Here is a 24,369-nt window from a genome sequence, read left to right on the forward strand (position 1 = left end):
GTATCCGTTCCTGACATCTTCCCCCTCTCTGCCGTCAGCCGCGACGTCCCTCCAGACGCTGCCCCGATGAGCGGCCGACGGATCGGCTCTCATGTGGCTCGCAACCAACCGGGCCCGAGCTTTTTTGCTCTTGGTCGGCTCAGTGCAGTCGTGCGGGGTCTCCCTCCCGCCGGCATAGTGTTAGCCGGGGGATGCGCTCTGCGCAAGATTTTCAGTAAATATTTAGTTCGCGGTCTGCGGCGCCCGGATTCGGGTGCTGCCGCGCCAGCGAATGCTGGTCGCAAGGGTCACCCGCTTGGGCAGTTCGCGCCCGCCCATCCGCTCGAGCAGCAGCTCGACGGCGCCCTCGCCGATCTCCTCCGCGGGAAGGTGCACGGTGGTGAGCGGCGGGTTGAGGAACTGCGCCACCGAGATGTCGTTGAAGCTTGCCACGGCGATGTCGTCGGGGATGCTGAGACCCATTTCATGGATGGCGCGGTAGGCGCCGACGGCCATGTTGTCATTGGCGGTGATCAGCGCGTCGGGCCGGTCGGGCTGCGACAGGATCTGGCGGGTCAGCTTGTAGCCGCTGTCTTCGGTCTTGCCGTCGGTGAGGCAGATGCGCTCGTCGAACACCCCGGCTTCCTTGGCCCACTCGATATAGGCGCGGCAGCGCCGTTCGACCCGGGTCGGCGCCACCCCGTCATAGACATCGACCCAGCCGGCGAAGGCGATCCGCCGATAGCCGGCCTCGCGTAGCGACTGCAGGAGCTTGCGCGTCGCCAGCATCAGGTCCGCCTCGACCGAATCGATCTCGTCGGTCGGCGGGGCGAAATCGGCGAACACCAGGTTGCGGTTATGCCGCTTGAGCCAGGCGATCTCGTTCTCGTCGTGCCGGCCGATGGCGATGATCCCCGAGGCGCCGCGCAGCAGCGAGGCCTCGGGCAGGCTGTCGGTGTGGTAAACCTTGATGGTCTCGATCTTCAGCGCCTGGCAACGGCTCTCGATGCCGAGCCGCAACCCGACATAGTAGGGATCGACGAACTCCTGGTCGGGGCGCAGGTAGTGCACCAGGGCCACCTTGCCGAGCCCCTGCTGATAGGCGCGGTTGCGGGCCCGCGGCGTCTCATACTTCAGCGCCTCGGCGGTTTCGATGATCGCCTGCCGGGTCTTGGGCGTCACCGAAAGCGTCTGGTCGAAGTTGAGCACCCGCGACACCGTCGCGGACGAGACGCCCACTGCCTTGGCGATTTCCTTGATCGTGACCACGACGCTTTCCCCAACCGGGAGACCTGCTTAGGCAAGAAGGCAGGACCTATGCAAGCGGCAATCACACGTGTCTTGGCGTAGCGGCGATGAACGCGTCGAGTTCGGACCGCGTCCCGGCGCCTTCCATCGGCCCCCGAACCGTAACGTTGCGCGCCCCAGCCGCGGAGGCATAGGTGAGGGCCTGTTCGGGCCCCATCCCCAACCGGCGGCAGGCGACATAGGCACCACCGAAGCAATCGCCGGCGCCGGTGGCGTCGAGTTCGGTCACGGCGAATGCCGCGGCATCGATGCGGGATCCGTCGCGGCCGAACCAGCTGGCGCCGGCCGCCCCGCGCTTCAGCACGATCTCGCCGACGCCAAGCTCGAACAGGCGCCGGAGCGCTGCCGCTTCCCCGTCCACTCCGGCGGCGCGCTCGAGCTCGTCACCGCTGGGGAGGAGGAGATCGGCTTTGGCCACCAGCTCGGCGAATTGCCGCTCGATCGGCGCGCTCAGCTGCAACTCCTTGCGCAGATTGGGATCGACCGACAGCGTGCCGCCGCGCGCCTTGATGATCTCGACGGCGTGCGCAATGACCTCGCGAGCGCTCGGCATCGACAGCGCCGTGCCCATGACATGCAGGTGGCCGGCACGACGGACCAGCGCCTCGACCTTGTCGTCCCAGCCGAACCGCGACGCAGCGGAAGTGGCGATGTTGTAGACGAAATCCCTGGCGCCGCTGGCGCGGTAGCGCACAAAGGCGCTGCCGGTCGGGAACTGACGATCGATGGCGACCGCCGACACATCGACACCGTCGGCGCGCAGTCGATCGAGGTTGACCCGGCCAAAGTCGTCGTCACCGACCGCGCCGATCATCGCCGCGCTGCCGCCGAGGCGGCTGCACTGATCGATGAAGATCGCCGGCGCGCCGCTCGGATACGGCCCGACCAGCGGCTGCGGCGAACGGAACCCCTCGCCGGTGGTGGTTGCGACGATCTCGACCAGGATCTCACCGACGCAAATGGTCGGCCCCAGTTCGTCGGGGGACAAAACAGAGCTCGGCATTTCGACGGCGTCCCTGGCACATGCAAGTGGTGGCCAAGCGGTAGCACGTGTCCGCGCTGCAATGCACTCCGGCTTGTCCCCGCTAGCGCGGTGTGCGGCCCTTGCCGAGGTCGGACAGCGTCAGTTCGCGGCGGACGGCTTCGACGCCGAATAGTTCGGCATGCAAGCGATGCAGCGCCTCACCGAGGGCGCCCACCAAGGTGGCGCGGTCGGCCAGCGCGCTGGCCTCGACTTTCGGAGGCTCGCGCATCAGCCGCGGCAGCAGGCCGCGCACCCGTTCGACGATCTCGGGCCTGAGCCCGATGCTGCCGCCGAAGACGATCAGGTCGACATCGATCACCGCATGCACCGCGCCGATCGCCAACGCCAACAAGCGGGCGGTCTCGTCGATGGCGGCGACGGCGGCCGCCTCGCCCTGGCCATAGGCGGCGAGGATCTCGGTCACCGAGAAGCCGGCGGCACCGCCATAGCCCTCGTAGCGCCGCTGCAGCGCATCGACATTGGCCGCCGTCTCGAAGGTGCCCGAGGCGAAGCCGGAGGGATCGAACGGGTTGCCGCCGAGTGGCAGGTAGGCGATTTCGCCGGCCGCCCCGCGCCCGCCACGCAGCAGCTTGCCATCGGCGACGATGCCCATGCCGACGCCGCGCCCGACACCGAAATAGGCGAAGTTGCGCGCCCCGCGGGCGACGCCCTGCCACAGCTCGCCCAGCGCCGAGAGCTTGACGCCGTTCTCGATGGTCAGGGGCACGCCGATCTCGGAGCGCAGCTCCTCGACCACGTTGATGTCGCCGAGGTGCGGAATGGAGGGGGCGATGTCGATATGGCCGGTGACCGGGTCGACCACGCCGGGGCTGCCGACCACCACCAGCTTCACCCGATCGCGCGGCACCCCGAGCGTGTCGGTCAGTTCGCGATAGAGCACGCCGATCTGGCGCACCACATTGGTGCCACCACGCGGGTCGGTGGCGGCGGCGATCTCGCCCACCACCTCGCCGCGGATATTGGCCAGCGCGATCTGCGCGATCTCACCCTCGAGCCGGATGCCCAGCACATAGGCCGACCCGGCGGTGAGCTCGTAGGTCGGGGCGCTGCGGCCGAGCTTGCCCTGCATCTTGCCCGAGACTTCGAGCCAGCCGTCGCGCTCGAGCTCCAGCACCACCTGCGTGGTGGTCTGGCGCGACAGGCCGGTATGTTTCGCCAGCATGGCCCGCGAGGTCGGGCCATTGAGCAGGATCGTTTCCATGATGGCGCGAACCGACAGCTGCCGCGCCACCGGCGGCAGCTGCGCGGGACGAACCGGAGCCTGGTCGCTCTCCGCGCTCACGATACCGGTCAGCGCTCCAACCGCGCGAGGAGGCTCGAGGTGTCCCAGCGCTTGCCACCCATGGCCTGCACTTCGGCATAGAACTGATCGACCAGCGCGGTGAGCGGAAGCTTGGCGCCATTGGCGCGCCCTTCCTCGAGCACGATGCCCAGATCCTTGCGCATCCAGTCGACGGCGAAGCCGAAGTCGAACTTGCCGGCATTCATGGTTTTGTAGCGGTTTTCCATCTGCCAGGATTGGGCGGCGCCCTTCGAAATGACGTCGATCACCGCCTCGATATCCATGCCCGACTGCTTGCCGAAATGGATGGCCTCGGCCAGCCCCTGCACCACCCCGGCGATGCAGATCTGGTTCATCATCTTGGCGAGCTGGCCGGCGCCGGGATCACCCAGCAGCCGAGCCGCTTTGGCAAAGCTCATGATCACCGGCTGGGCGATCTCGAAGGTCGCCTGGTCGCCGCCAACCATTACGGTCAACTGGCCATTCTCGGCGCCGGCCTGCCCGCCCGAGACCGGCGCATCGAGGAAGCCGAAGCCCGCGGCGGTGGCCGCGGCATGGAGCTCGCGCGCAATGCCGGCCGATGCGGTGGTGTGGTCGACGAACACCGCACCGTTTGCCATCGCCTTGAAGGCGCCCTCGGCACCCAGTGTCACCTGACGCAGATCATCGTCATTGCCGACACAGGCGAAGACGATGTCCTGCCCTGCCGCCGCTTCTGCCGGCGTCTTCGCCAGCCGGCCGCCCTGCTCCGACACCCACTTTTCGGCCTTTGCCGTGGTGCGGTTGTAGACGGTGACCTCGTGCCCTTTGGCCTTCAGATGCCGGGCCATCGGGTAGCCCATGACGCCGAGCCCCAGGAAAGCTGCCTTGACCATTTTGTTCCTCTTTCTCTAGAGCGCTTTCAGGAAAAGTTGCAGACTTTTCCGGTTCGAAAGCGCGACAAAATCAATACCTTGGGCATTCAACGAAGCGTAGCGACGCCCAAGGAAGTTTCGGTGTAGCGGGCGCGCTGCTGCATGCGCGGGCGGCGCGGATCGGGATAGGGCACGGCAGAGATCAGTGCCTGCGTATACGGATGGCTGGGCGACGTACAGATGGTCTGCGCGTCGCCGACCTCGACCACCCGGCCGCGCCGCATCACCGCGACCCGGTCGCAGAAATAGCGGATCACGCCGATGTCGTGGCTGATGAAGATGAAGCTCAGCCCCAGCCGCTGCCTGAGTTCGATCAGCAGGTCGAGGATCTGGCTGCGGATCGACACGTCGAGCGCCGAGGTCGGCTCGTCGGCGATCAGTACCTTGGGGTCGAGCGCCAGCGCCCGTGCAATGCCGATGCGCTGGCGCTGGCCGCCGGAAAAGGCGTGCGGGTAGCGATCCATCATCTCGGCATCGAGCCCGACCAGCTCGAGCAGCTGGCTGACCCGGGCGTTGATCTCAGCGGCCGAACCGCGCCGGTTGATCAGCAACGGCTCGCCGACGATCTGGCGCACGGTCATGCGCGGGTTCAGCGAGGCGAACGGATCCTGGAAGATGAAGCGGATCTCGCTGTAGAGGTTGCGCAGCCCCGCCTTATCGAGCGTCCGCACCACAACCGGCGCCGCGCCGGGCGGCGAGTAAACCACCTCGCCATCGGTCGGCTCCACGGTGCGGAGGATCAGCCGCCCCAGGGTGGTCTTGCCCGAGCCGCTTTCCCCCACGATCCCCAGCGTTTCGCCCGCCGCGAGTTCGAGGCTGACGGCGTCAACGGCGCGCAGTGTACCCTTGGCCTTGCCGCCGAAGGCGCCGATGCCGAGCTGATAGGTCTTGCCCAGGTTGCGGAGCGAGAGGATCGGCGACGATACGACCGATAGCGCCGGGCGCGCTGCCGGCTGCTCGAGCTTCAGCGTCGCGGCGAGCAGTCGCTGCGTATAGGGATGGGTGGCGCCGTGGAAGACCTGGTCCACCGGCCCGGCCTCGACCACCTGCCCGCGATACATCACCGCCACGTCATCGACCGTCTCGGCCACCACGCCCATGTCGTGGGTGATGAGGAGCATCGCCATGCCGCGTTCGCGCTGGATGCGGCCGATCAGGTCGAGTACTTCGGCCTGGGTAGTCACATCGAGCGCCGTGGTCGGCTCGTCGGCGATCAGCACACGCGGGTTACAGGCCAGCGCCATGGCGATCATCGCCCGCTGCCGCATGCCGCCCGAGAACTCGTAGGCGTAGCGATCGATCGCCTGTTCGGGGTTGGGAATTTCCACCTGCCCGAGCAGCTCGATAGTGCGGGCCCGCGCCGCCTTGCGGTCGAGCTTTAAATGCAGCTCGAGCACCTCCATCACCTGCGCGCCGATGGTATGCACCGGCGACAGCGAGCTCATCGGCTCCTGGAAAATCATCGAGATATCGGCGCCGCGAATGGCGCGAATGGCTTCGCCGCGCCGCGGCAGTTGCGCGATGTCGATCTCGCCCAGCCGGATCGAACCGCTGGTGATCCGCCCGGGCGGATCGACCAGTTGCATCAGGGCGCGCGCGGTGACGGATTTGCCCGAGCCGCTTTCGCCGACGATGCCCAGCGTGCGGCCGGCGCGCAAATCGAAGCTGACGCCGTCGACGGCGCGGAAGCTGCCCTGACGCTGGGTGAAGTCGACGGTCAGATCTCGGACCGAAAGGACGATGTCGGGTTCAGCTGTCATAGGGATCCGCCGCGTCTCGAAGCCCATCGCCGAGGAAGTTGAAACTCAGCACTGCGATCATCACGAACAAAGCCGGCCAGAACAGCAGCCACGGGGCGCTGGTGATGGCGCGGAGGTTCTGCGCGTCCTGCAGCAGCACGCCCCAGCTTACCACCGGCGGCTTCAGCCCGACGCCGAGGAAGGACAGCGAGGTCTCGGCAATGATCATTGCCGGCACCGCCAGCGTCACCATGGCGAGGATGTGGCTGGTCATCGAGGGCAGCATCTGGCGGAAGATGATCCGCATCTCGCCTGCCCCGTCGAGCCGCGCCGCAGTGACGAAATCCTCGTTGCGCAGCGAGAAGAAGCGACCACGCACTTCGCGCGCCAGGGAGGTCCAGCCGAGCAGCGAGACGATGGCGGTGACGGTGAAATAGACCTCGATCGGCCCCCAGGTCAGCGGGATCGCCGCCGCCAGCCCCATCCACAAGGGGATGGTGGGCATGGCGCTGATCACCTCGATCAGCCGTTGGATGACGCTGTCGAGCCAGCCTCCGTAATAGCCGGAAATGCCGCCGAAAAAGACGCCGAGGACAAGCGAGATCACCACCCCGACCAGCCCGATCGACATCGAGATGCGGGTGCCGTGGATCAGCCGGCTCAGCACATCGCGGCCCAGCCGGTCGCTGCCGAAGAGGTACACTACCTCCTTGGGGTCGGTGGCGCCGATCAAGTGGATGTTGGCGTCGATCAGCCCGAACAGCCGATAGGGCTGGCCCTCGACGAACAGGCCGAGCGGAATGGTTTTGTCGGGGTTGGCGGTAAAGCTCCGGCGCATCGCTTCGGTATCGACGGTGATGTCATAGCCTGAAGCGTGGAAGTTGAAGGCCCAGCCACCATCGGCTGAGGGCGCGAACAGATTGATGCCCTGCGGTGGCGAGTAGGTATATTGCGGCCGGGTGGTCTCAGGGCTGTAGGGCGCGAGGAACTCGGCGAAGATGCCGGTGAGATAGAGCAGCACCACAATGACCAGCGATACCACCGCCAGCTTGTGGCGGCTGAAGCGCCAGGCCATCAGCCGCCACTGACTGGCGGTCGCGGCCGAGTTGCCCGCCCGCGCGATGATCGGCGGCGGCAGGGCCAAATCTTCTTCTGACATCACGCCGCTCATCGCTGGTACCTGACGCGCGGATCGAGCACGGCGAGGAGGATGTCGGAGAGCAGCATGCCGATCAGCGTCAACACGCTCATGATCAGGATGAAGGCGCCGGCGAGATACATGTCCTGGCTGACCAGGGCGCGCAGCAGCAGCGGGCCGGCCATCGGCAGGTTGAGGACGATCGCCGTGATGGTGACGCCCGAGATCAGCGAGGGCAGCACCCAGCCGATGGTCGAGACGAACGGATTGAGCGCGAGGCGCACCGGGTAGCGCATGATCAGGGTGAACTCGGAGAGGCCCTTGGCGCGGGCGGTGACGACATAGGGCTTACTGAGTTCATCGGAGAGATTGGCGCGCATCACCCGGATCAGCGCCGCAGTCGACGAGATGGCGATCACCACCACCGGGATCCACAAATGCTGCAGCAGGTCGATGAACTTGGCGAGGCTCCAGGGCGCCTGCTCGTATTCGGGCGAGAACAGCCCGCCGACATTGAGGCCGAACCAGGTGAAGCTGATGTACATCAGCCCCAGCGCCAGAATGAAGGTCGGCACGGCGAGCCCGACAAAGCCGAGGAAGGTGAAGACATAGTCGCCGATCGAGTAGCGGCGCACCGCCGAGTAGATGCCGATCGGAATGGCCAGCGCCCAGATCAACACCAGGCTCAGGGCCGAGACGAAAATCGTCACCCCCATGCGATCCCAGAGCAGCCGGCTCACCGGCTGGCCCCAGTCGAACGACCAGCCGAAATCGCCGCGGAAGATGATGTTGGAGATCCAGTTCCAGTACTGCACGTAGAACGGCTGATCGAGCCCGTAGAGCGCGGTCAGCCGGTCGATCGAGGCCTGGTCGAGCGACTGCCCGGAATCGGCGATCGCCGAGGTCAGCGAGGTCAGGAAATCACCCGGAGGCAGCTGGATGATCAGGAACGATACCAGCGACATGCCGAACAGCGTCGGGACCATGTAGAGCAGGCGCTTGAGGATATAGAGCAGCATGCCGTCAGGGCCCGAACTCGACGAGCACCACCTCGTTGGTGTGGATCTCGGCCAGATCGACATGCAGCCTGCCACCCTGGAGGCTGGTGGCCGGCACCTGCCCCGAAACCAGCAGCCGCGCCGTCGCCGTCGTAGCGCCAGACGGCAAAGCGACGGATACCGACTGGCCACGCAGCGGAATGGTTTCGCGGATCGGGCCCTTCATCATCATCGGGTTGGTGAGGTTCACGAGGTGCACCGAAATCTGGCCCGCGCCGTCGCGGGTGGCAATGTCGACGAGGCCGGGGCCAGCCGACTGCACGCGCGCCGGGTTACCCAGCGCCCAGCGGAAGGCGTTGTCGAGCAGCCGCGAATGATCGGCATTGGTCACTTCCCAGAAGATCTCGCCGATGTTCCAGGGGAAGTAGACCACCCGGCCCTTGCCGACCTGTCGGGCCAGCACCGCAGGTTCAAGGGCCGGCTCCCGCGCGTAAATTTCCTCCATCGGCAGGTCGGGGAAATGCGGCACGAAACGGAACGGCACTTCGGAGACGCCGTGAACATCGAGGGGAATGCGGCGGGTGCCGCCCATGATGCGCGAGGCGCCGTCGAAGCCGCGGAGGATCGGGTGATCGGCACCGTCGAGCGCGATGTAGGTGTTCTTGACCGGCCCTTCGGTCGGCCCGGCAACGCTGGCGCCGAACAGGCGGGAGAGTCCGAAATCCGGCCGCTGCACCCCGTGCTCGTCATAGAGCGAAGTCTCGAAGCTGGTGACCAGCGCACCGCCGCGTTCGACATAGCGGGTGAGCATGTCGCACTGCGCCTCGGAGAGGAACGCCGCGTTGGCGACGGCGATCAGCCGGTAGCCGTCGAGCGCCGCATCGGTCATCACCAGGTCGGAGAGCAGGTCGAACGGCATCCGGGCTTCGACCAGCGCGTGGTAGAAGCCGAGCTCGTGCCCCTCGGCATTGTCGCGGTCGTCCGAATGCCAGGTCCTGAGCGTGGTGCTGGGGTCGAGCAGGGCGATCTCGGCAGTCGGCGACAGCTTTGACAGCACCGGCTCGAGCTCGGCATGGAGGCGGTAGGTCTCGACGATCGGCGGCAGCCAGCGATTGTCGTGCACCTTGGCGTTGAACTTGGTGAACCAGGGCCTCAGCCCATGCGCCATGCCGTCGATCATCCACATGCGGATTTCCTCGGGCGACTGCACCGAGTCCTTCCAGCGCCACTTTTCCTCGACCGAGGTCGAGGTGACCAGCCCGATCGGCTTGTCGCCCATCACGCCGCGCATGCGCTTGCCGTCGCGGCCGGCCGACCAAATCGGCACCACGCCGGTGCGGCCCTGGTGGTCGACGAACAGGATCGGGCAATAGCGCTTCACCTCGTCGAGGGCGAAGTCGAGCATCGAGGAGTTGCCGATATTGGGAATGAAGCGGCCATGCGGACGCTCGGACGCGACGATGCCGTTCCAGTGCCCGACGAGTTCGGTGAGCACATCGCGCGACCAGCCCAGCCAGGCCTGCCAGGTCGGATCGAACGGGTCGCGCCGGCGCGGCAGCTCGCGCCCGGTCTTCAAGCGGAAATCGGTGCTGCAATGGGCGCAGTAGCAGACGCCGTGACCGGACCAGCGATTGGCGAAGATGGCGTCGATATCGTAGCCGGCGGCGATCTCGCGGATCACCTCGCTCATGAACTCGCGGTTATAGCCGCCCCAGGCGCAGGTGACGTAGGCCTCGGGAAACGACCAGTGTCTGCGGAGCTCGCCTTCGGCGGTCACCGAGATCCATTCGGGATGCGCTGCCGCCACGTCGGCATGCACGGCGTGCGGGTCGACGCGGGCGACGACATGCATGTTGCGCTGCCGCGCCCCGGCCACCAGGTCGCCAAACGGATCGCCGTCGCCGATGTAGCGGCTGACATAGTGCAGCGGGATCTTGCTCGGATAGTAGGCGACATAGCCGCCGGCCGAGAGGCAGGTGGCGTTCGACCGGGTCTCGTCGAACACGCCGAGCCAGAAATCGAGGTCGTAGCTCCCGGGGTCGTCCTCGACCAAAGTGAGCTGCGTCCAGCGCGTCGCGCCTTCATACCAGGTGGGTGACCTGAGGCCGCTCAGGGCCTCGGCTGTGCTGTTCATCGCTAATACCGCTGATGCGTCTGAGAAAAGGACCGGGGAGCTGTCAGGCGTCCCCGGTCAGAGGCCGGGAAGCCCTGGGGGGCTCCCCGGTCAGGCCGGGTCAGGCCTTGAAGTACTGCTCGGGATTGGTCGGCGCCGGAGTGGGGTAGCCGAAGGAGTTCGGCATCTTGTCGGGCACGTTGTGGAAGTCGTTGCGCACGATGCCGTAGGCGTCGTTGGGCACCTTGATGCCGATGCAGTAGAACTGGTCGGCGGCGATCTCGAGGATCTGCTTGAACGCCTCGACGCGCTTCAAATCGTCGACCGTGCTCTTCACCTCGTCATAGAGTTTGAGCGCTTCCTGCACCTGGGCCGGCGGCTCGACGGCATTGGCGGCGGTCTTGTCGTTGTACCAGATCTGCCAGCCCATGGCGTAGAAGGCGTTGCCGCTATAGGGCACGAAGTAGCGCGGATCGAGCATGGCCGCGAGGCCGATGCCGCCGCCGAAGCGGTTGGTGGTGGCGTCGTAATCCATGTTCTGGCGGATGCGCACTTCCCACAGCGAGCGGTCGATCAGCTTGAGCTGGCCGTCAATACCAACCGCCTTCAGCATCGGCATCATCAGTTGCATCATGTCGACCATTTCGAGCCGGTTCTGATCCTGCTCGACGATGATGGTGATGCGGCGGCCGGAGCTGTCGAGGCGATAGCCATCGGCATCCTTATTGGGCGTGGCCTTGTCGAGGAATTCATTGGCCTTGGCGAGATCGAACTCGGTGAATTGCTTCGCCAACCGCTCATTGTAGAGCGGATCGCCCTCGGCGATGGCCGGCTGCGAGGGCGAGCCGATGCCGACGAACACCGAGTCGATCAGCGCCTGCCGGTCGATGGCATGCGACAGCCCGATGCGGAAATCCTTGTTCGAATAGAGCTCTGCCTTGACCTTGTCCGGATGGGTCATGTTGAGGCAGATCGCCATCTCGTTGGGCTGAGTCGAGAGCGTCGTATAGAAGTCGTAGCCGCCACGTTCCTTGCCGTCGAACAGCACCGACTTGTTGGTCGGGGTGCCGATATACTGGTCGAGCAGGTCGATCTCGCCCTGCAGGCACTTGAGCAGCAGCACCTGGGCGTCGGCGACCAGCACGTAGTCGATGCTGTCGAGATAGGGCAGCTGGTTGCCGGCGGTATCGACCTTGAAATAGTAGGGGTTGCGTTCGGCAATGGCATGCTCGGTGCTCTCGCCCGGCGCCACCTTCATCTTCCATGGGTGGAGGACGGGGATTTCGCTGTTGGTGAAGAAGTCGTCCTCGAGCGCCGCGCCGGATTTCTTCTGGAACAGTTGCACCCAGCCCGACAGGCCCTGGTCGGTCGCGAGCTTGTCGGCGTCCGGATTGTACTTGGGCAGGAACTGGCTGAGGTAGTGCTTGGGGAAGCGGGTCGTCTGGTCGCTGTCGGCCCAGGCCAGCAGCAGCAGGAACAGGCCGTTCGAGCTCTTGAAGCTGACCGTGAAGGTGAGCGCGTCGACTTTGGTGAACACCGCCTTGTCCTCACCGACGATCAGGTGGTCCTGGTTGGTGACCTCGATGTCGGGGTTGGAGAACACGTCCTCGTACCAGAACATCACGTCGTCGGTGGTGTAGGGCTGGCCGTCGGACCACTTGTGGCCTTCGCGCAGCTTGAAGGTGAATTCGGTGGCGGCGTCGTTGGCGACGACGGATTCGGCGACGTTGGGGATCACCCCGGTCCATTCCGGGTTGTAGCGCATCAGCGGCTCATAGGCCTGGTAGCGGAACAGCATCGACAGCGAACCGCCGCCAACAATGGTCGAGCGCCAGGTGCCGCCGTACTTGCCCACTTCCCTGAGCGGCGTCACCACCATCGGGTTCTTGGGCAGGCGGTCAGCCAGCGGCGGGAGCGTCCCGGCATCGGCCAACGCCTTCAGCATCGGCGCCTCGCCGATCGCAGCGGCGAGCGCCGGGCCGAGGCCAGTCGCCGCAGCGGCGAGCGTCGCCAAGGACGACGTGACGAACAGTCTCCTGGATAGCTTGATCATCTCACATGTTCCCCTGATTGCTGCGCGTGGAGCCCCTTGCTCCCGCCGCGCACCAGCGTCCCGCCGGCCGCGATTGCCTCAACACCCCCGAGGCAATGCTGAGCTAAACGGTAGCGCCAAAGCCTACTTTGTCAAGGCCCATGACAAATGCACGACGAAAGTTGCATTCTGCTCGTCGATTCCGGCTTATCAGCTCGACCCACATGGGATTATGGTCATGGCCGCTGACAAACGTGACAGATGTGCACGCCCAACATTGCTGACAATCATCTATTTTGCGCTTGACCGGTTGGGGTGGGTGCCGCATCGTGGATAATGTCGACATTATGCAGGCTGGAGGGGTCGGTGGAGCAGGTGACGATCTTTCGCGAACCGGGGAAATTCGCCGGCTGGCCCGCCAATTACGGCATGTGGGCCTGGGGCGATGAACTGGTCGTCGGCTTCACTGTGTCGACCTTCAATGCCAATTCCGGCTTCCATGCCCGCGACCGCTCGCAACCCACCACAACCACCATGGCGCGCAGTCTCGACGGTGGCCGGACCTGGGCCTATGGCCCGTTTCCGGGCCGGCTGCCCGGCGGACGGGCGCTGTCGGCCGATGAGCACATGATTAGGGGGTTGAAGCTCGAAGAGGTGATGGACGGGCCGGAAGGGCCGACCGTGCTCACCGAGAAAATCGACTTCACCCATCCCGACTTCGCCTTCATGGCGGCGCGCACCGGGCTCGAGCCGGGCGTCCAGTCGTTCTTCTACTTCTCCTATGACCGGGCGAAGAGCTGGCAGGGCCCGTTCAAATGGCCGCAATTCGTCTGGGCCGGCGTCGCCGCCCGCACTGACTATGTGGTGGTCAACCAGGATCACCTGATCGTCTTTCTCACTGCCAACAAGTTCGACGGCGAGGAAGGCCGGGTGTTCGCGGCCGAAACGCTGGATGGCGGGCTGAGCTGGAAATTCCTCAGCTGGATCGGCGAGGAGCTCTGGGGCAAGGACCACGGCATCATGCCGGCAAGCCTGATGCTGAAGAACGGCGACATCCTCGTCGTGGTCCGTGCCGGGCACGGCCACGACTACACCATGGAAACCTACCGCTCGAGGGACCTCGGCCGCACCTGGGGGCCGATGCAGGTGGCGGCGGCGTTCAAGGACAATGCCAAGAACCACCTCGGCAACCCCGGCACGCTGAACCAACTGGCCGATGGCCGCGTGGTGATGACCTACGGCAACCGCGACGCCCCCTACAGCATCGACGCCAAGGTCTCATCCGACAATGGCGAGACCTGGGGCCCGACCATCGTGCTGCGCAGCGGCGGCGGCAGCCATGATCTCGGCTATCCGCGCACCGTCGCGGCGGCCGATGGCACCCTGGTCACCGCCTATTATTTCAACGAGGACGCCAGAACCGAGCGCTTCATCGGCGCCACGCGCTGGCGACCATGAGCCTCATCACCCACCCGGCGATCGACACCATGTCCCAACCGATAGAGCCGCTCCGCGGCTCGGCTTGTGCAGCGATTTTATTGCTGACAATATACCCTCAGCAGGGGTCCGCCTCTGGCTCTTTCGGGGACGCGCCGTGGAGCAGGTAACCGTCTACTCAGAACCGGGGCGCTTTGCGGGCTGGCCTGCCAATTACGGCATGTGGGCCTGGGGCGACGAGTTGGTCGTCGGCTTCGTCACCTGCCATTACGAGCGTGACGCCGAGTTCCACGCCCGCGACGAAAACTACCCGGCGCTGACCCATCAGGCCCGTTCGCTCGATGGCGGCCGCAGCTGGAAGGTGATCGGGTTCCCCGGCAAGACCCCCGGCGGCCGCGGCCTGTCGGCCGACGAGCACATGGCGGCGGGCCTGCGTGTCGGCGAGCTGCTCGACGGCCCCGAGGGGCCGAAGCCGCAAGCCGAAGCGGTGGATTTCACCCATCCTGACTTCGCCCTGATGTGCGCTCGCGATGGGCTGGAGCCCGGTTGCCGCAGTTTCTACTACCTGTCGCTCGACCGGGCGAAGAGCTGGCAGGGACCATTCGCCTTTCCGCAATTCGTCTGGGCCGGCGTCGCCGCCCGCACCGATTACCTGGTGCTGGGCAAGAGCCACCTGATCGTCTTTCTCACCGCCAACAAGGCCGATGGGGTCGAAGGCCGGGTGTTCGCGGCCGAGACTCGCGACGGTGGGATCAGCTGGAACTTTCTCAGCTGGATCGGCGAGGAACTGCCCGATCTCGACCACGGCATCATGCCGGCGAGCCTGCGCCTCAAGGACGGCACCATTCTCGTCGCCACCCGCGCCGGACACGGCCAGGACTATACCGTCGAGATCTACCGCTCCACCGACAACGGCAAGAGCTGGGACGGCCCGAGCATTGCCACCGCCTTCCGTGACCGGCATGCCAACCACCTCGGCAACCCGGCGACGCTGAACCTGCTGCCCGATGGCCGGATCGCCCTGACCTACGGCAATCGCGATGCGCCCTACACCATCGATGCGCGCATTTCGGACGATGGCGGCCGGAGCTGGAGTGCCGCCCGGCATTTGCGGCGCAACGGCGGCAACCACGACCTCGGCTATCCGCGCACCGTCGCCAATGCCGCCGGCGAGCTGGTCACCGCCTACTACTTCAACGAGGCGCTCGGCGAGCGCTTCATCGGCGCCACCATCTGGGCGCCCTGACGCGATTACGGGCCTGCCATGGGGCAGGCCGGAAAGGAGATCGGACCGCGCCATTGCCAGAACGGAGCCTGCCGCCGAGGGGGCGGTGAGGCTTTCCGGGACATGGCCAGCCCGAGGGGACTTCGGAAGAAGTCAGGAAAGGGGAAGCGTTATGACACTCAGCACAATCGGGGGATGGAGCCGGCGCCTTGTCGGCACCGCCACCCTCGCGACTTTGTTGCTTTCGACCACGGCCTTCGGGGCGGCCGCATTCCAACAGTCTCCCATGCTCGACGCGGCCGTTGCCGATGGCAGCCTGCCACCGATCGAGCAGCGCCTGCCGCCCGAGCCGCTGGTGGTCACGCCGGTCTCCGAGGTCGGCAGCTATGGCGGCACGGCGCGCGCCATGCGCTCATCGACCGAAGAGTTCGGCGACGCCACCTCAGTGGTGGGCATCGAGTCGCTGACCCGGCTCAACGCCGAAGACGGCGCGACGATCGAGCCGAACCTGGCGCAATCCTGGGAATGGTCGAACGACGACAAGACCCTCACGATGACGCTCCGCAAGGGCCTCAAATGGTCCGATGGCGAGCCCTTCACCACCGCCGATATTGCCTTCTGGTGGGATGACGTCATCAACAATGCCGAGCTGACCCCGACCATGCCGGGCGACTGGATGTCGGCCGGCGAGCCGATGACGGTGACGGTGGTCGACGAGCAGACCTTCAAGCTCGACTTCAAGGCGCCGAACCGGCTGATCGAGCTGTTGATTGCCCGCGACGGTTATCAGGGGCAGATCTTCCTGCCGGCGCATTTCCTGAAACCGTTCCACCCCAAATATGCCGATCCGGCCAAACTCGCCGAGATGGCCAAGGCTGCCGGCTACGCCACCTGGGCCGAGCTGTTCGCGCAGAAGGCGCTGAGCGACGACGTGTTCGGCGTCGCCAATTTCGACAGCCCGGTGATCCGCGCCTTCAAGCCGGCCTCCACCAATGGCAGCCACCTGATCCTCGAGCGCAACCCCTTCTATTTCAAGGTCGACACCGAAGGTAACCAGCTGCCCTATATCGACAAGGTCGATGTCGACCTGGTGCAGAACCCCGAGGTCTACACGCTCAAAGCCTCATCGGGCGAAGCCGACCTGGCGCTCGAGAACACCACCATCACGCAGATGCCGGTGTTCATCGACAATGCCGAAAAGGGCGGCTACCGCGTGCTCGAGTACAGCGCCGGCTTCACCAACATCGCCAACATGATGCTGAACCAGACCGTCGCCGATCCGGACAAGCGCGCCCTGTTCCAGGACATCCGGTTCCGCAAGGCGCTCGAGATCGCCATCAACCGTGACGAGATCAACGAGCTGGTGTTCTTCGGGCTCGGCACGCCCATGCAGAACTCGATCCTGCCGATCGGCGGACGCTGCTGGGATGAAGCGGTTTCGAAGACCAACACCCAGTTCGATCCCGATGGCGCCAAGGCGCTGCTCGACGAGATCGGCATGAAGCTGGATGGCGACTGGCGCACCCTGCCCAACGGCAAGCCGTTCAAGTTCACCCTCACCTACTGGCCCGGCGAAGGCGGCGATGCCAAGCGCAAGATCGTCGAGCTGACCCAGACCTATTTCCGCAATATCGGCCTCAACTTCGACGTGCGCGAGGTGGAGCGCAGCCTCTATTTCGAGTTCACCACCTCCAACCAGCACGATATGGGGCTGTGGCACGCCGACAGCGCCACCGACCCGCTCTGGGTGACCGGCCCGAAGATCATCCCGAGAACGCAGCGGCACGGCGCCTTCGCCACCCTGTGGGCCACCTGGTTCGAAACCCATGGCGAAAAGGGCGAAGAGCCTCCGCAGGACATGAAGGATGCCATGGCGGCCTGGGAAAAGGCCAAGGCTACCGGCACGCCCGAGGCGCTGGTCGAAGGCTGCAAGGCCGTGGTGAAGGCCAATGCCGACGGCGCCTGGACCATCGGCACGGTCGGAGCGTTCCCGCAGCCGCTGATCGTCTCCAACGCCATGCGCAATATCCCGGAACAGGGCATGGCCTCATGGGACTGGGGCTACATGGCGCGCTATCATCCCGAGCAGTTCTATCTCGCTCAGTAGTCTTTCCTGCCAACTAGAAGGGGGGCAGTTGCCCCCCGATTTTCTGCCGGGGCGATGCGATGTGGGGTTTCGTACTGAGACGGCTCGTCTGGATGGTGCCGACGCTGATCGTGATCTCGATCATCTCGTTCATCATCATCCAGTTGCCGCCCGGCGACTATCTGAGCTCCTATATCGCGCGTCTCGAAGCACTCGGCACCACTGTCGACCAGGCGACGATCGACGCGCTGCGCCTGCGCTACGGCCTCAATGACCCGATCTGGGTGCAGTACTTCAAGTGGCTCGGCAATATCGTCTTCGACGGCAATTTCGGCTACTCGTTCGAGTGGCGCCTGCCGGTCAGCCAGCTGATCATCGAGCGGCTGCCCACCACCTTCCTCGTTGCCACCTGCTCGCTACTGTTCGCCTGGAGCGTGGCGCTGCCGATCGGCATCTTCTCGGCGGTGAAGCAGTATTCGCTGGGCGACTACTTCTTCACCATCCTCGGCTTTCTCGGCCTCGGCATTCCCAATTTCATGCTGGCGCTGACCTTCCTCTACATCTCGAACCGCTATTTCGGCCTGTCGATCGGCGGGCTGTTCTCGCCGCAATACCTCAACGCGCCATGGAGCCTGGACAAGTTCATCGACCTCTTGAGTCACCTCTGGATCCCGGTGGTGATCGTCGGCACCGCCGGCACGGCGGGCCTGATCCGCATCACCCGCGCCAACGTGCTCGATGAACTGAGAAAGCCCTATGTCGAGACGGCGCGGTCGAAGGGCCTGCACCCGATGCTGCTGATCCTGAAATACCCGGTGCGCATCGCGCTCAACCCGTTCGTTTCCTCGATGGGCTTCATCCTGCCAGGGATGATCTCGGGCGAGGTGATCGTCTCGATCGTCCTTAACCTGCCGACCACCGGGCCGCTGCTCTATGCAGCGCTGCTCAGCCAGGACACCTATCTTGCCGGTGCGTTCGTGCTGATGCTGGCGGTGCTGACGGTGATTGGCGTGTTGATCTCCGACATCCTCCTCGCCTGGCTCGACCCCAGGATCCGGCTGTCATGAGCGTTACGGCCAAACCCCTGCCTATCGGCGGCGGAAGCGTGCGAGGCGCGCCGGTCGAATCGCCGCTCACCCTGATGTGGTACAAGTTCCGCGCCCACCGGCTGGCGGTCGCGAGCATCTGGGTGATCGCAGCGCTGTACCTGACGGCGATCTTTGCCAACTGGATCGCGCCCTTCGACCCCGAAAGCCGCACCGGCCTGCCGTTCTCGCCACCGAGCTGGCCGACCGTGATGGTCGATGGCGAGTTCGTCTGGCCGCCGGTCGCCTTCGGCGTGTCGCAACAGCTCGACCGCAAGACTTTCAAGCGCGTCTACGCCATCGACACGTCCAAGCGATATCCGGTGCAGCTGTTCATTGCCGGCGACCGGCACAGCTGGTTCGGCCTGTTCCCTACCGACATGCACCTGTTCGGCGTCGACAAGGGCGGCGCCTTCTTCCTGATGGGCACCGATAGCCTCGGGCGCGACGTGTTCTCGCGCATGGTCTATGGCTCGCGCATCTCGCTGTCGATCGGCCTCGTCGGCGTCGCCATCAGCCTGGTGCTGGGCGTCATCCTCGGCGGCATCTCCGGCTATTTCGGTGGCTGGGTCGATCTCGCGGTGCAGCGGCTGATCGAGATCATCCAGTGCTTCCCCTCGATCCCCCTGTGGATGGCGCTGGCGGCGGCGCTGCCGCATGACTGGACCACCATCCAAGTCTATTTCGGTATCACCGTGATCCTGTCGCTGGTCGGCTGGACCGACCTGGCGCGGGTGGTGCGCGGCCGCTTCCTGTCGCTGCGCGAAGAGGATTTCGTCATGGCGGCGCGGCTCGCCGGCGCCAGTGAGGCCCGCATTATCGGCAAGCACCTGCTACCCAGTTTCATGAGCCACATCATCGCCTCGGTGACGCTGTCGATCCCCTCGATGATCCTGGCCGAAACGGCGCTGAGCTTTCTCGGCATCGGCCTCACCCCACCGGCGCTGAGTTGGGGCGTGCTGCTGCAGGATGCGCAGAACGTCAACACGCTGGCCACCGCCCCCTGGCTGCTGCTGCCCGGCGCGCTGGTGATCGTCACCGTGCTCGCCTTCAACTTCCTCGGCGATGGCCTCCGCGATGCGGCCGACCCGTTCTCGCGGGAGAGTTTTAAGTGACCGACGGCCCGATCATTTCCATCCGCGGGCTCGAAGTCGCGGCGCGCAGCCGCCATGGCATGCTGCGGCCCCTGCGCGGCATCGACCTCGACCTCCCCCGCGCCGCCACCACCGGGCTGGTCGGCGAAAGCGGCTGCGGCAAATCGATGACGGCGCGAGCACTGCTCAACATCACACCGTCGCCGATGCGCATCACCGCCGGCTCGATCGTCCTCGACGACCGCAAGACGCCGCCGGTCGACCTCGCCGCACTTGACCCGGACGGAGCCCCGATGCGCGCCATCCGCGGCCGCCGGCTGGCGATGATCTTCCAAGAACCGATGACCGCCTTCTCGCCGGTCCACACCATCGGCAACCAGATCGCCGAGATGTTGCTGATCCACGAGAAGCTCGACAAGCGCGCTGCGAAAGAGCGCTCGATCGAGATGCTCGAGCTGGTCGGCATGCCCAACCCCCGGCAGCACTTCGATGCCCACCCGTTCAAGCTGTCTGGCGGCATGCGGCAACGCGCCATGATCGCCATGGCGCTGGCCTGCAAGCCCGACGTGCTGGTGGCGGACGAGCCGACCACCGCGCTCGACGTCACCATCCAGGCGCAGATACTCGAACTGCTGCAGCGGCTGCAGCAGGAGCTGGGAATGACGGTGCTGCTGATCACCCATGATCTCGGCGTCGTGGCGCGGACCACACGGCGCGTCGCCGTGATGTATCTGGGCGAAGTGGTCGAGGAGACCACCACCGAAGCGCTGTTCGATGCGCCCAGGCACCCCTACACGCAAGGGTTGCTCGGCTCGGTGCCGCGGCTCGGCAGCCGGCGCGGCAAGCGCGAGCGGCTGCCGGCGATGCGCGGTTCGGTGCCCTCGGCGCTCGCCGAACTGCCCGGCTGCGCCTTCCAGCCGCGCTGCCCCAAGGCGGTCGCCGGGCTCTGTGATGTGGTGAAACCGCAGATGGCCGAGGTGGCGCCCGGCCATCGGGCCCGGTGCCTGCTCTACCCTGAAGTGCTGGCGGCTTCGGTCGCGCTGGAGGCCGCATGATCGAGGCACAGACCGCGCCGCTGCTTGAGATCAGGGGACTGAGCAAGCGCTTCCCGATCCATTCCGGCCTGTCGCGCCGCGTCACCGGCGAAGTGCGCGCCATCGACGGCATCGACCTCAACATCATGCGCGGCGAAACGCTTGGGCTGGTCGGCGAAAGCGGCTGCGGCAAATCCACTACCGGCCGCGCCATCCTCCGCGCCATCGAGCCCAGCGCCGGCGAGATCCTGTTTCACGACCGCGATGGCACGGTCGATGTGGCCAAGCTCGGCCGCACCGAGCTGAAGCGCATCCGGCGCAAGATGCAGATGGTGTTCCAGGATCCCTATGCCTCGCTCAACCCGCGGATGAATGTCGAGGAGATCATCGCCGAACCGCTGATCTGCCTCGACCACCTCACGCACAAGCAGCGTCGTGACCGGGTGGTGGAACTGCTCGAGCTGGTCGGGCTCAATGCGAGCTACCTGCTGCGCTACCCGCACACTTTTTCCGGCGGCCAGCGGCAGCGCATCGGCATCGCCCGGGCGCTGGCGCTGGAGCCGGATTTCGTCGTCTGCGACGAGGCGGTGTCGGCCCTCGATGTGTCGGTGCAGGCGCAGGTGCTGAACCTTCTGAGCGACATCCAGGAGCGGCTGGGCACCACCTACCTGTTCATCTCGCACGACCTCGGGGTGATCGAGCACCAGTGCGACCGGGTGGCAGTGATGTATCTGGGCCGGATCGTCGAGTTCGCCGAAACCGAGGCGCTGCTCCGCACCCCGAAAATGCCCTATGTCGAAGCGCTGCTGTCGGCCGTGCCCGAACCCGACCCGCATGTGCGGCGCGAACGCGTGGCGATCCGCGGCGAAGTCGCCGACCCCGCCAACCGGCCGTCGGGTTGTCCGTTCCATCCGCGATGTCCGTATGCGCAGGAGGTGTGCAAAAGCACGGTGCCGCCGCTGCGGCAGGTGGAAGGGGTAACGGGACCGCATCTGGCGGCGTGTCATTTTGCCGAGGCGCTGAGTTTGCGTGGGGTGGCTTAGGGGTTGCACTGCCCCTCACCCCGACCCTCTCCCCAGAGGGGAGAGGGGGCGATGTGGCACCGCCCGTTCAAAGTGCGTCCCCTCTCCCCTCCGGGGAGAGGGTCTGGGTGAGGGGAAGTTCATCAGTGACCTAAACCCGCTTCAGGTCCGCGATCGTCTTCATGATCACCGCCTCAACCCTTGCCCGCTCCTCACCCTCCAGCGGCAGCCGCGGTGGGCGGATGTGTTCGGGGGCGCCGTAGACCAGGTGCTCGGCGAACTTGATGTACTGCACCAGCTTGACGTCGGTATCGAGGTGGAAGGCCGGAGTCATCAGCCGGTAGAGCGGCAGCGCTGCCTTGAAGTTGCCGGCCCGCGCCGCGTTGAACAGTTTTACGCATTCGCTCGGCCAGGCATTGGTCATGCCCGAAACCCAGCCGACGACGCCCAGCGCCAGGCTCTCGAGGATCAGGTCGTCGACGCCGCAGAAGATATCGAAGCGGTCGCCGAAGGCGTTGTAGAGGTCGGTGACGCGGCGGATATCGCCGGTCTCTTCCTTCACCGCGACGATCTCCGGCACCCCAGCCAGGCCCTCGAGCGTCGAGACGTCGACATCGACCTTATAGGCGATGGGGTTGTTGTAGATCATGATCGGCAGCCCGCCGGTGGCCACCGCCTTGTACCAGGCGATAGTCTCGCGCCGGTCGGTGCGGTAGGCGAGGCTGGGGAACACCATCAGCCCCTCGGCCCCGAGCTTGCGGTAGTTTTTCGCCGCGGCAATCGCATCGTCGGTGGAGAGCTCGGCGAGGCCCGAGAGCAGCGGCACCTTGCCGGCCACCACTTCCTTGGCCGCTCGCACCACCTTGTCCTTTTCGGCCTGGGTCAGCGCGGCGTTTTCGCCCAGCATCGGCAAGACGATGACACCGCTGACGCCGCCCTTCACCAGGCGCTCGATGCTCAGCTGCATGGCAGGCAGATCGAGCCCGCCGCTCGCCGTCATCTTGGTGGTGGCTGCAGGGAACACGCCGCTCCAGGTCATCTCTCGCCTCAACTTGTCTTGGGAATGCCGGACCTGTGGTCCGCCGTATGTCGAATGTATACATTCCTCATTTCGACGTTGCAAGGCGGGGCAAGGCTCTGTAACAGCGATTGAGGCCCTGAGGGCCAGCTGGAGAGACGGGACATGGCGACAGGCCTGCTCGACAAGACGACCATCAGCATCCAGGTGGCGCAGGAACTGCGCCGCCGCATCCTCGGCGGCCACTACCCGCAAGGGGTGAAGCTGCAGCAGGAGCAGATCGCGGCGGAACTCGGCGTCAGCCGCAGCCCGGTGCGCGAGGCGCTCGGCCAGCTCGAGGCCGAGGGGCTGGTGGTGCTGACGCCGCAGAAGGGCGCCCAGGTCTCGCCGATCTCGCGCGCCGAAATCGCCGAACTGTTCGAGCTGCGGCTATTGGTCGAGCCGCACCTCATCGCGCTCGCCATCCCCGAAATGACCGAAGCCGACCTCAACAAGGCCACCTCCATCATCTCGGAAATGGCCGATATCAGCCTCGACGGTTGGGGCGACGCCAACTGGCGCCTGCACGAGGTGCTCTACGCCCCGGCGGGCCGGCCAGGCATGCTGAAGCTGTTGCGCCGCACCCACGAAACCATCGGCCGCTACATCCGCATGCAGGTGATGGCCACCAATGGCCGGGCGGACGCGCATCGGGAGCACAAGCTGATCCTCGATGCCTGCCGCAAGCGCGATGTGGCGAAGGCGGTGGGCTTGCTGCGGAAGCATATCGAGGATGCGGGGCGGATGCTGCACGCGGAGGGGTAATCGCTCCTCGCTCCGCTCGGATCGGCGATGCTTTCGAATCGCGTACCCCTCATCCGCCCTTCGGGCACCTTCTCCCTCAAGGGGAGAAGGACGACCACCTCAGGCATCTCAGTCGGGACTCCCTTTTCCCCTTGAGGGAGAAGGTGGCGCGCAGCGCCGGATGAGGGGTACGCGGAGCGAAGCGTAGCGCGCTATGAGCGAAGCGAGGAGCGGTGTCGGCCCAGCCCCACCCTCAGTGCCGGTATTCCGGCTCGCTGCTGTCCAACTGCCGCTTGATGCTTTCGAGGTGCAGGCGCCCGGATTCGGCGTCGCCTTCGCGCATCTGCCGCGCTGCCGCCTCGGCGATTTCCGTCGCTACCGGCTTGATCTCACGGCCGGTCGACATGGCGAGCAACTGCACTTCGCACGCCCGCTCCAGGTAATAGAGATCGTCCCAGGCCTCGGCGATGGTCTTGCCGCAGACCATGACGCCATGGTGCTTCATGAACACGATATCGGCGTCGCCGATGGCGGCGGCGATGCGTTCGCCCTCGCGCTCGTCGAGCGCCAGGCCGTTATAGTCACGGTCGACGGCGGTGCGGCCATAGAACTTCAGCGCTGTCTGGCCGGCGAAGATCAGCGGGTCGCCTTCGGTCATCGACAAGGCCGTGGCATAGGGCATGTGGGTGTGGAACGCGGCCCGGGCGCGCGGCAGCCGGCGATGCACCTGGGCATGGATATAGAAGGCCGTCGCCTCGGGTACCCCGTCGCCGTCGATGACATTGCCCAGATAATCGCAGATCAGCAGCGACGAGGCCGTCACTTCGGCGAAGGCGCGGCCATAGGGGTTGACGAGGAACAACTCGTCATGGCCCGGCACCACCGCCGAGAAGTGGTTGCAGATCCCCTCGTGCATGCCCAGCCGCGCCGCCATGCGGAAGCAGGCGGCAAGATCGACTCGTGCTTCGCGCACGGCCGGACTGTGGAGATCGGGCGCGTTGCTGCGCGGCACGGCAGCAGTGGCAAGTTGCGGCTTG

General features: G+C 65.6%; 19 protein-coding genes. 8 read left to right on the top strand and 11 right to left on the bottom strand.

All coding sequences use genetic code 11. The annotated features are described in order from the left end of the window. Positions 1 to 222: 222 nt before the first annotated feature. The 9 genes from ASC68_RS00720 to ASC68_RS00760 all read right to left on the bottom strand — a co-directional run bounded on the left by ASC68_RS00720 (position 223) and on the right by ASC68_RS00760 (position 12,569). Complete coding sequence (locus ASC68_RS00720) at positions 223 to 1,248, bottom strand: LacI family DNA-binding transcriptional regulator (RefSeq protein ID WP_055873266.1); 1,026 nt, start codon at positions 1,246 to 1,248, stop codon at positions 223 to 225. A 61-nt stretch (positions 1,249 to 1,309) separates the two neighbouring features. Next, entirely contained in the window at positions 1,310 to 2,290 is a 981-nt protein-coding gene (locus tag ASC68_RS00725; RefSeq protein ID WP_055873268.1) for a sugar kinase, read from the bottom strand. Between the two features lie 82 nt (positions 2,291 to 2,372). Further along, a complete protein-coding gene (locus tag ASC68_RS00730) occupies positions 2,373 to 3,614 on the bottom strand; it encodes an ROK family transcriptional regulator (protein WP_248310466.1) in 1,242 nt (413 codons plus the stop codon). Positions 3,615 to 3,622: 8 nt separating this feature from the next. After that, entirely contained in the window at positions 3,623 to 4,489 is an 867-nt protein-coding gene (locus ASC68_RS00735; RefSeq protein WP_055873271.1) for an NAD(P)-dependent oxidoreductase, read from the bottom strand. A gap of 86 nt (positions 4,490 to 4,575) precedes the next feature. Further along, positions 4,576 to 6,288, bottom strand: coding sequence for an ABC transporter ATP-binding protein (locus tag ASC68_RS00740; protein ID WP_055873276.1), 1,713 nt, complete (start codon positions 6,286 to 6,288; stop codon positions 4,576 to 4,578). Further along, positions 6,278 to 7,426: an ABC transporter permease gene (locus tag ASC68_RS00745; RefSeq protein ID WP_055875866.1), complete on the bottom strand. Its 1,149-nt coding sequence runs from the start codon at positions 7,424 to 7,426 to the stop codon at positions 6,278 to 6,280. The genes ASC68_RS00740 and ASC68_RS00745 overlap by 11 nt, the downstream gene beginning before the upstream one ends. 8 nt (positions 7,427 to 7,434) lie before the next feature. Beyond that, complete coding sequence (locus ASC68_RS00750; protein WP_055873285.1) at positions 7,435 to 8,424, bottom strand: ABC transporter permease; 990 nt, start codon at positions 8,422 to 8,424, stop codon at positions 7,435 to 7,437. A 4-nt stretch (positions 8,425 to 8,428) separates the two neighbouring features. After that, positions 8,429 to 10,537 carry a beta-galactosidase trimerization domain-containing protein gene (locus ASC68_RS00755; RefSeq protein WP_055873288.1) on the bottom strand — a complete coding sequence of 703 codons (2,109 nt, stop codon included), beginning with the start codon at positions 10,535 to 10,537 and terminating at the stop codon, positions 8,429 to 8,431. A gap of 100 nt (positions 10,538 to 10,637) precedes the next feature. Next, on the bottom strand, positions 10,638 to 12,569 hold the full coding sequence (locus ASC68_RS00760) for an ABC transporter substrate-binding protein (protein WP_055873291.1): 1,932 nt from the start codon (positions 12,567 to 12,569) through the stop codon (positions 10,638 to 10,640). A 345-nt stretch (positions 12,570 to 12,914) separates the two neighbouring features. Between ASC68_RS00760 and ASC68_RS00765 the strand changes: the two genes are divergently transcribed. The 7 genes from ASC68_RS00765 (at position 12,915) to ASC68_RS00795 (ending at position 21,552) form a co-directional block, all read left to right on the top strand. Then, complete coding sequence (locus ASC68_RS00765) at positions 12,915 to 14,006, top strand: sialidase family protein (RefSeq protein ID WP_055873293.1); 1,092 nt, start codon at positions 12,915 to 12,917, stop codon at positions 14,004 to 14,006. A gap of 136 nt (positions 14,007 to 14,142) precedes the next feature. Then, on the top strand, positions 14,143 to 15,231 hold the full coding sequence (locus tag ASC68_RS00770; protein ID WP_055873295.1) for a sialidase family protein: 1,089 nt from the start codon (positions 14,143 to 14,145) through the stop codon (positions 15,229 to 15,231). Positions 15,232 to 15,382: 151 nt separating this feature from the next. Further along, positions 15,383 to 17,317 (top strand): ABC transporter substrate-binding protein, encoded by a 1,935-nt coding sequence (locus ASC68_RS00775; protein ID WP_162247939.1) that lies wholly within the window; start codon positions 15,383 to 15,385, stop codon positions 17,315 to 17,317. Positions 17,318 to 17,376: 59 nt separating this feature from the next. Beyond that, entirely contained in the window at positions 17,377 to 18,363 is a 987-nt protein-coding gene (locus tag ASC68_RS00780) for an ABC transporter permease (RefSeq protein ID WP_055873302.1), read from the top strand. Next, on the top strand, positions 18,360 to 19,496 hold the full coding sequence (locus ASC68_RS00785) for an ABC transporter permease (RefSeq protein ID WP_082533337.1): 1,137 nt from the start codon (positions 18,360 to 18,362) through the stop codon (positions 19,494 to 19,496). Before ASC68_RS00780 ends, ASC68_RS00785 begins: the two co-directional genes overlap by 4 nt. Next, on the top strand, positions 19,493 to 20,530 hold the full coding sequence (locus ASC68_RS00790) for an ABC transporter ATP-binding protein (protein WP_055873304.1): 1,038 nt from the start codon (positions 19,493 to 19,495) through the stop codon (positions 20,528 to 20,530). Before ASC68_RS00785 ends, ASC68_RS00790 begins: the two co-directional genes overlap by 4 nt. Further along, the gene (locus tag ASC68_RS00795; protein ID WP_055873307.1) at positions 20,527 to 21,552 is read left to right on the top strand and encodes an oligopeptide/dipeptide ABC transporter ATP-binding protein; all 1,026 of its coding nucleotides are present in this window, start codon (positions 20,527 to 20,529) and stop codon (positions 21,550 to 21,552) included. The genes ASC68_RS00790 and ASC68_RS00795 overlap by 4 nt, the downstream gene beginning before the upstream one ends. Positions 21,553 to 21,682: 130 nt before the next feature. Here ASC68_RS00795 and ASC68_RS00800 read toward each other — a convergent pair whose 3' ends face one another. Further along, positions 21,683 to 22,570: a dihydrodipicolinate synthase family protein gene (locus ASC68_RS00800; protein ID WP_055873308.1), complete on the bottom strand. Its 888-nt coding sequence runs from the start codon at positions 22,568 to 22,570 to the stop codon at positions 21,683 to 21,685. Positions 22,571 to 22,714: 144 nt separating this feature from the next. Here ASC68_RS00800 and ASC68_RS00805 point away from each other — a divergent pair, with 144 nt between their 5' ends. After that, entirely contained in the window at positions 22,715 to 23,353 is a 639-nt protein-coding gene (locus ASC68_RS00805; protein ID WP_055873313.1) for a GntR family transcriptional regulator, read from the top strand. Between the two features lie 232 nt (positions 23,354 to 23,585). Here ASC68_RS00805 and ASC68_RS00810 read toward each other — a convergent pair whose 3' ends face one another. Next, on the bottom strand, positions 23,586 to 24,344 hold the full coding sequence (locus ASC68_RS00810) for an aldolase (RefSeq protein ID WP_248310491.1): 759 nt from the start codon (positions 24,342 to 24,344) through the stop codon (positions 23,586 to 23,588). Between the last annotated feature and the right edge of the window lie 25 nt (positions 24,345 to 24,369).

Source organism: Devosia sp. Root105 (assembly GCF_001424865.1).
Taxonomy (GTDB): Bacteria; Pseudomonadota; Alphaproteobacteria; order Rhizobiales; family Devosiaceae; genus Devosia_A.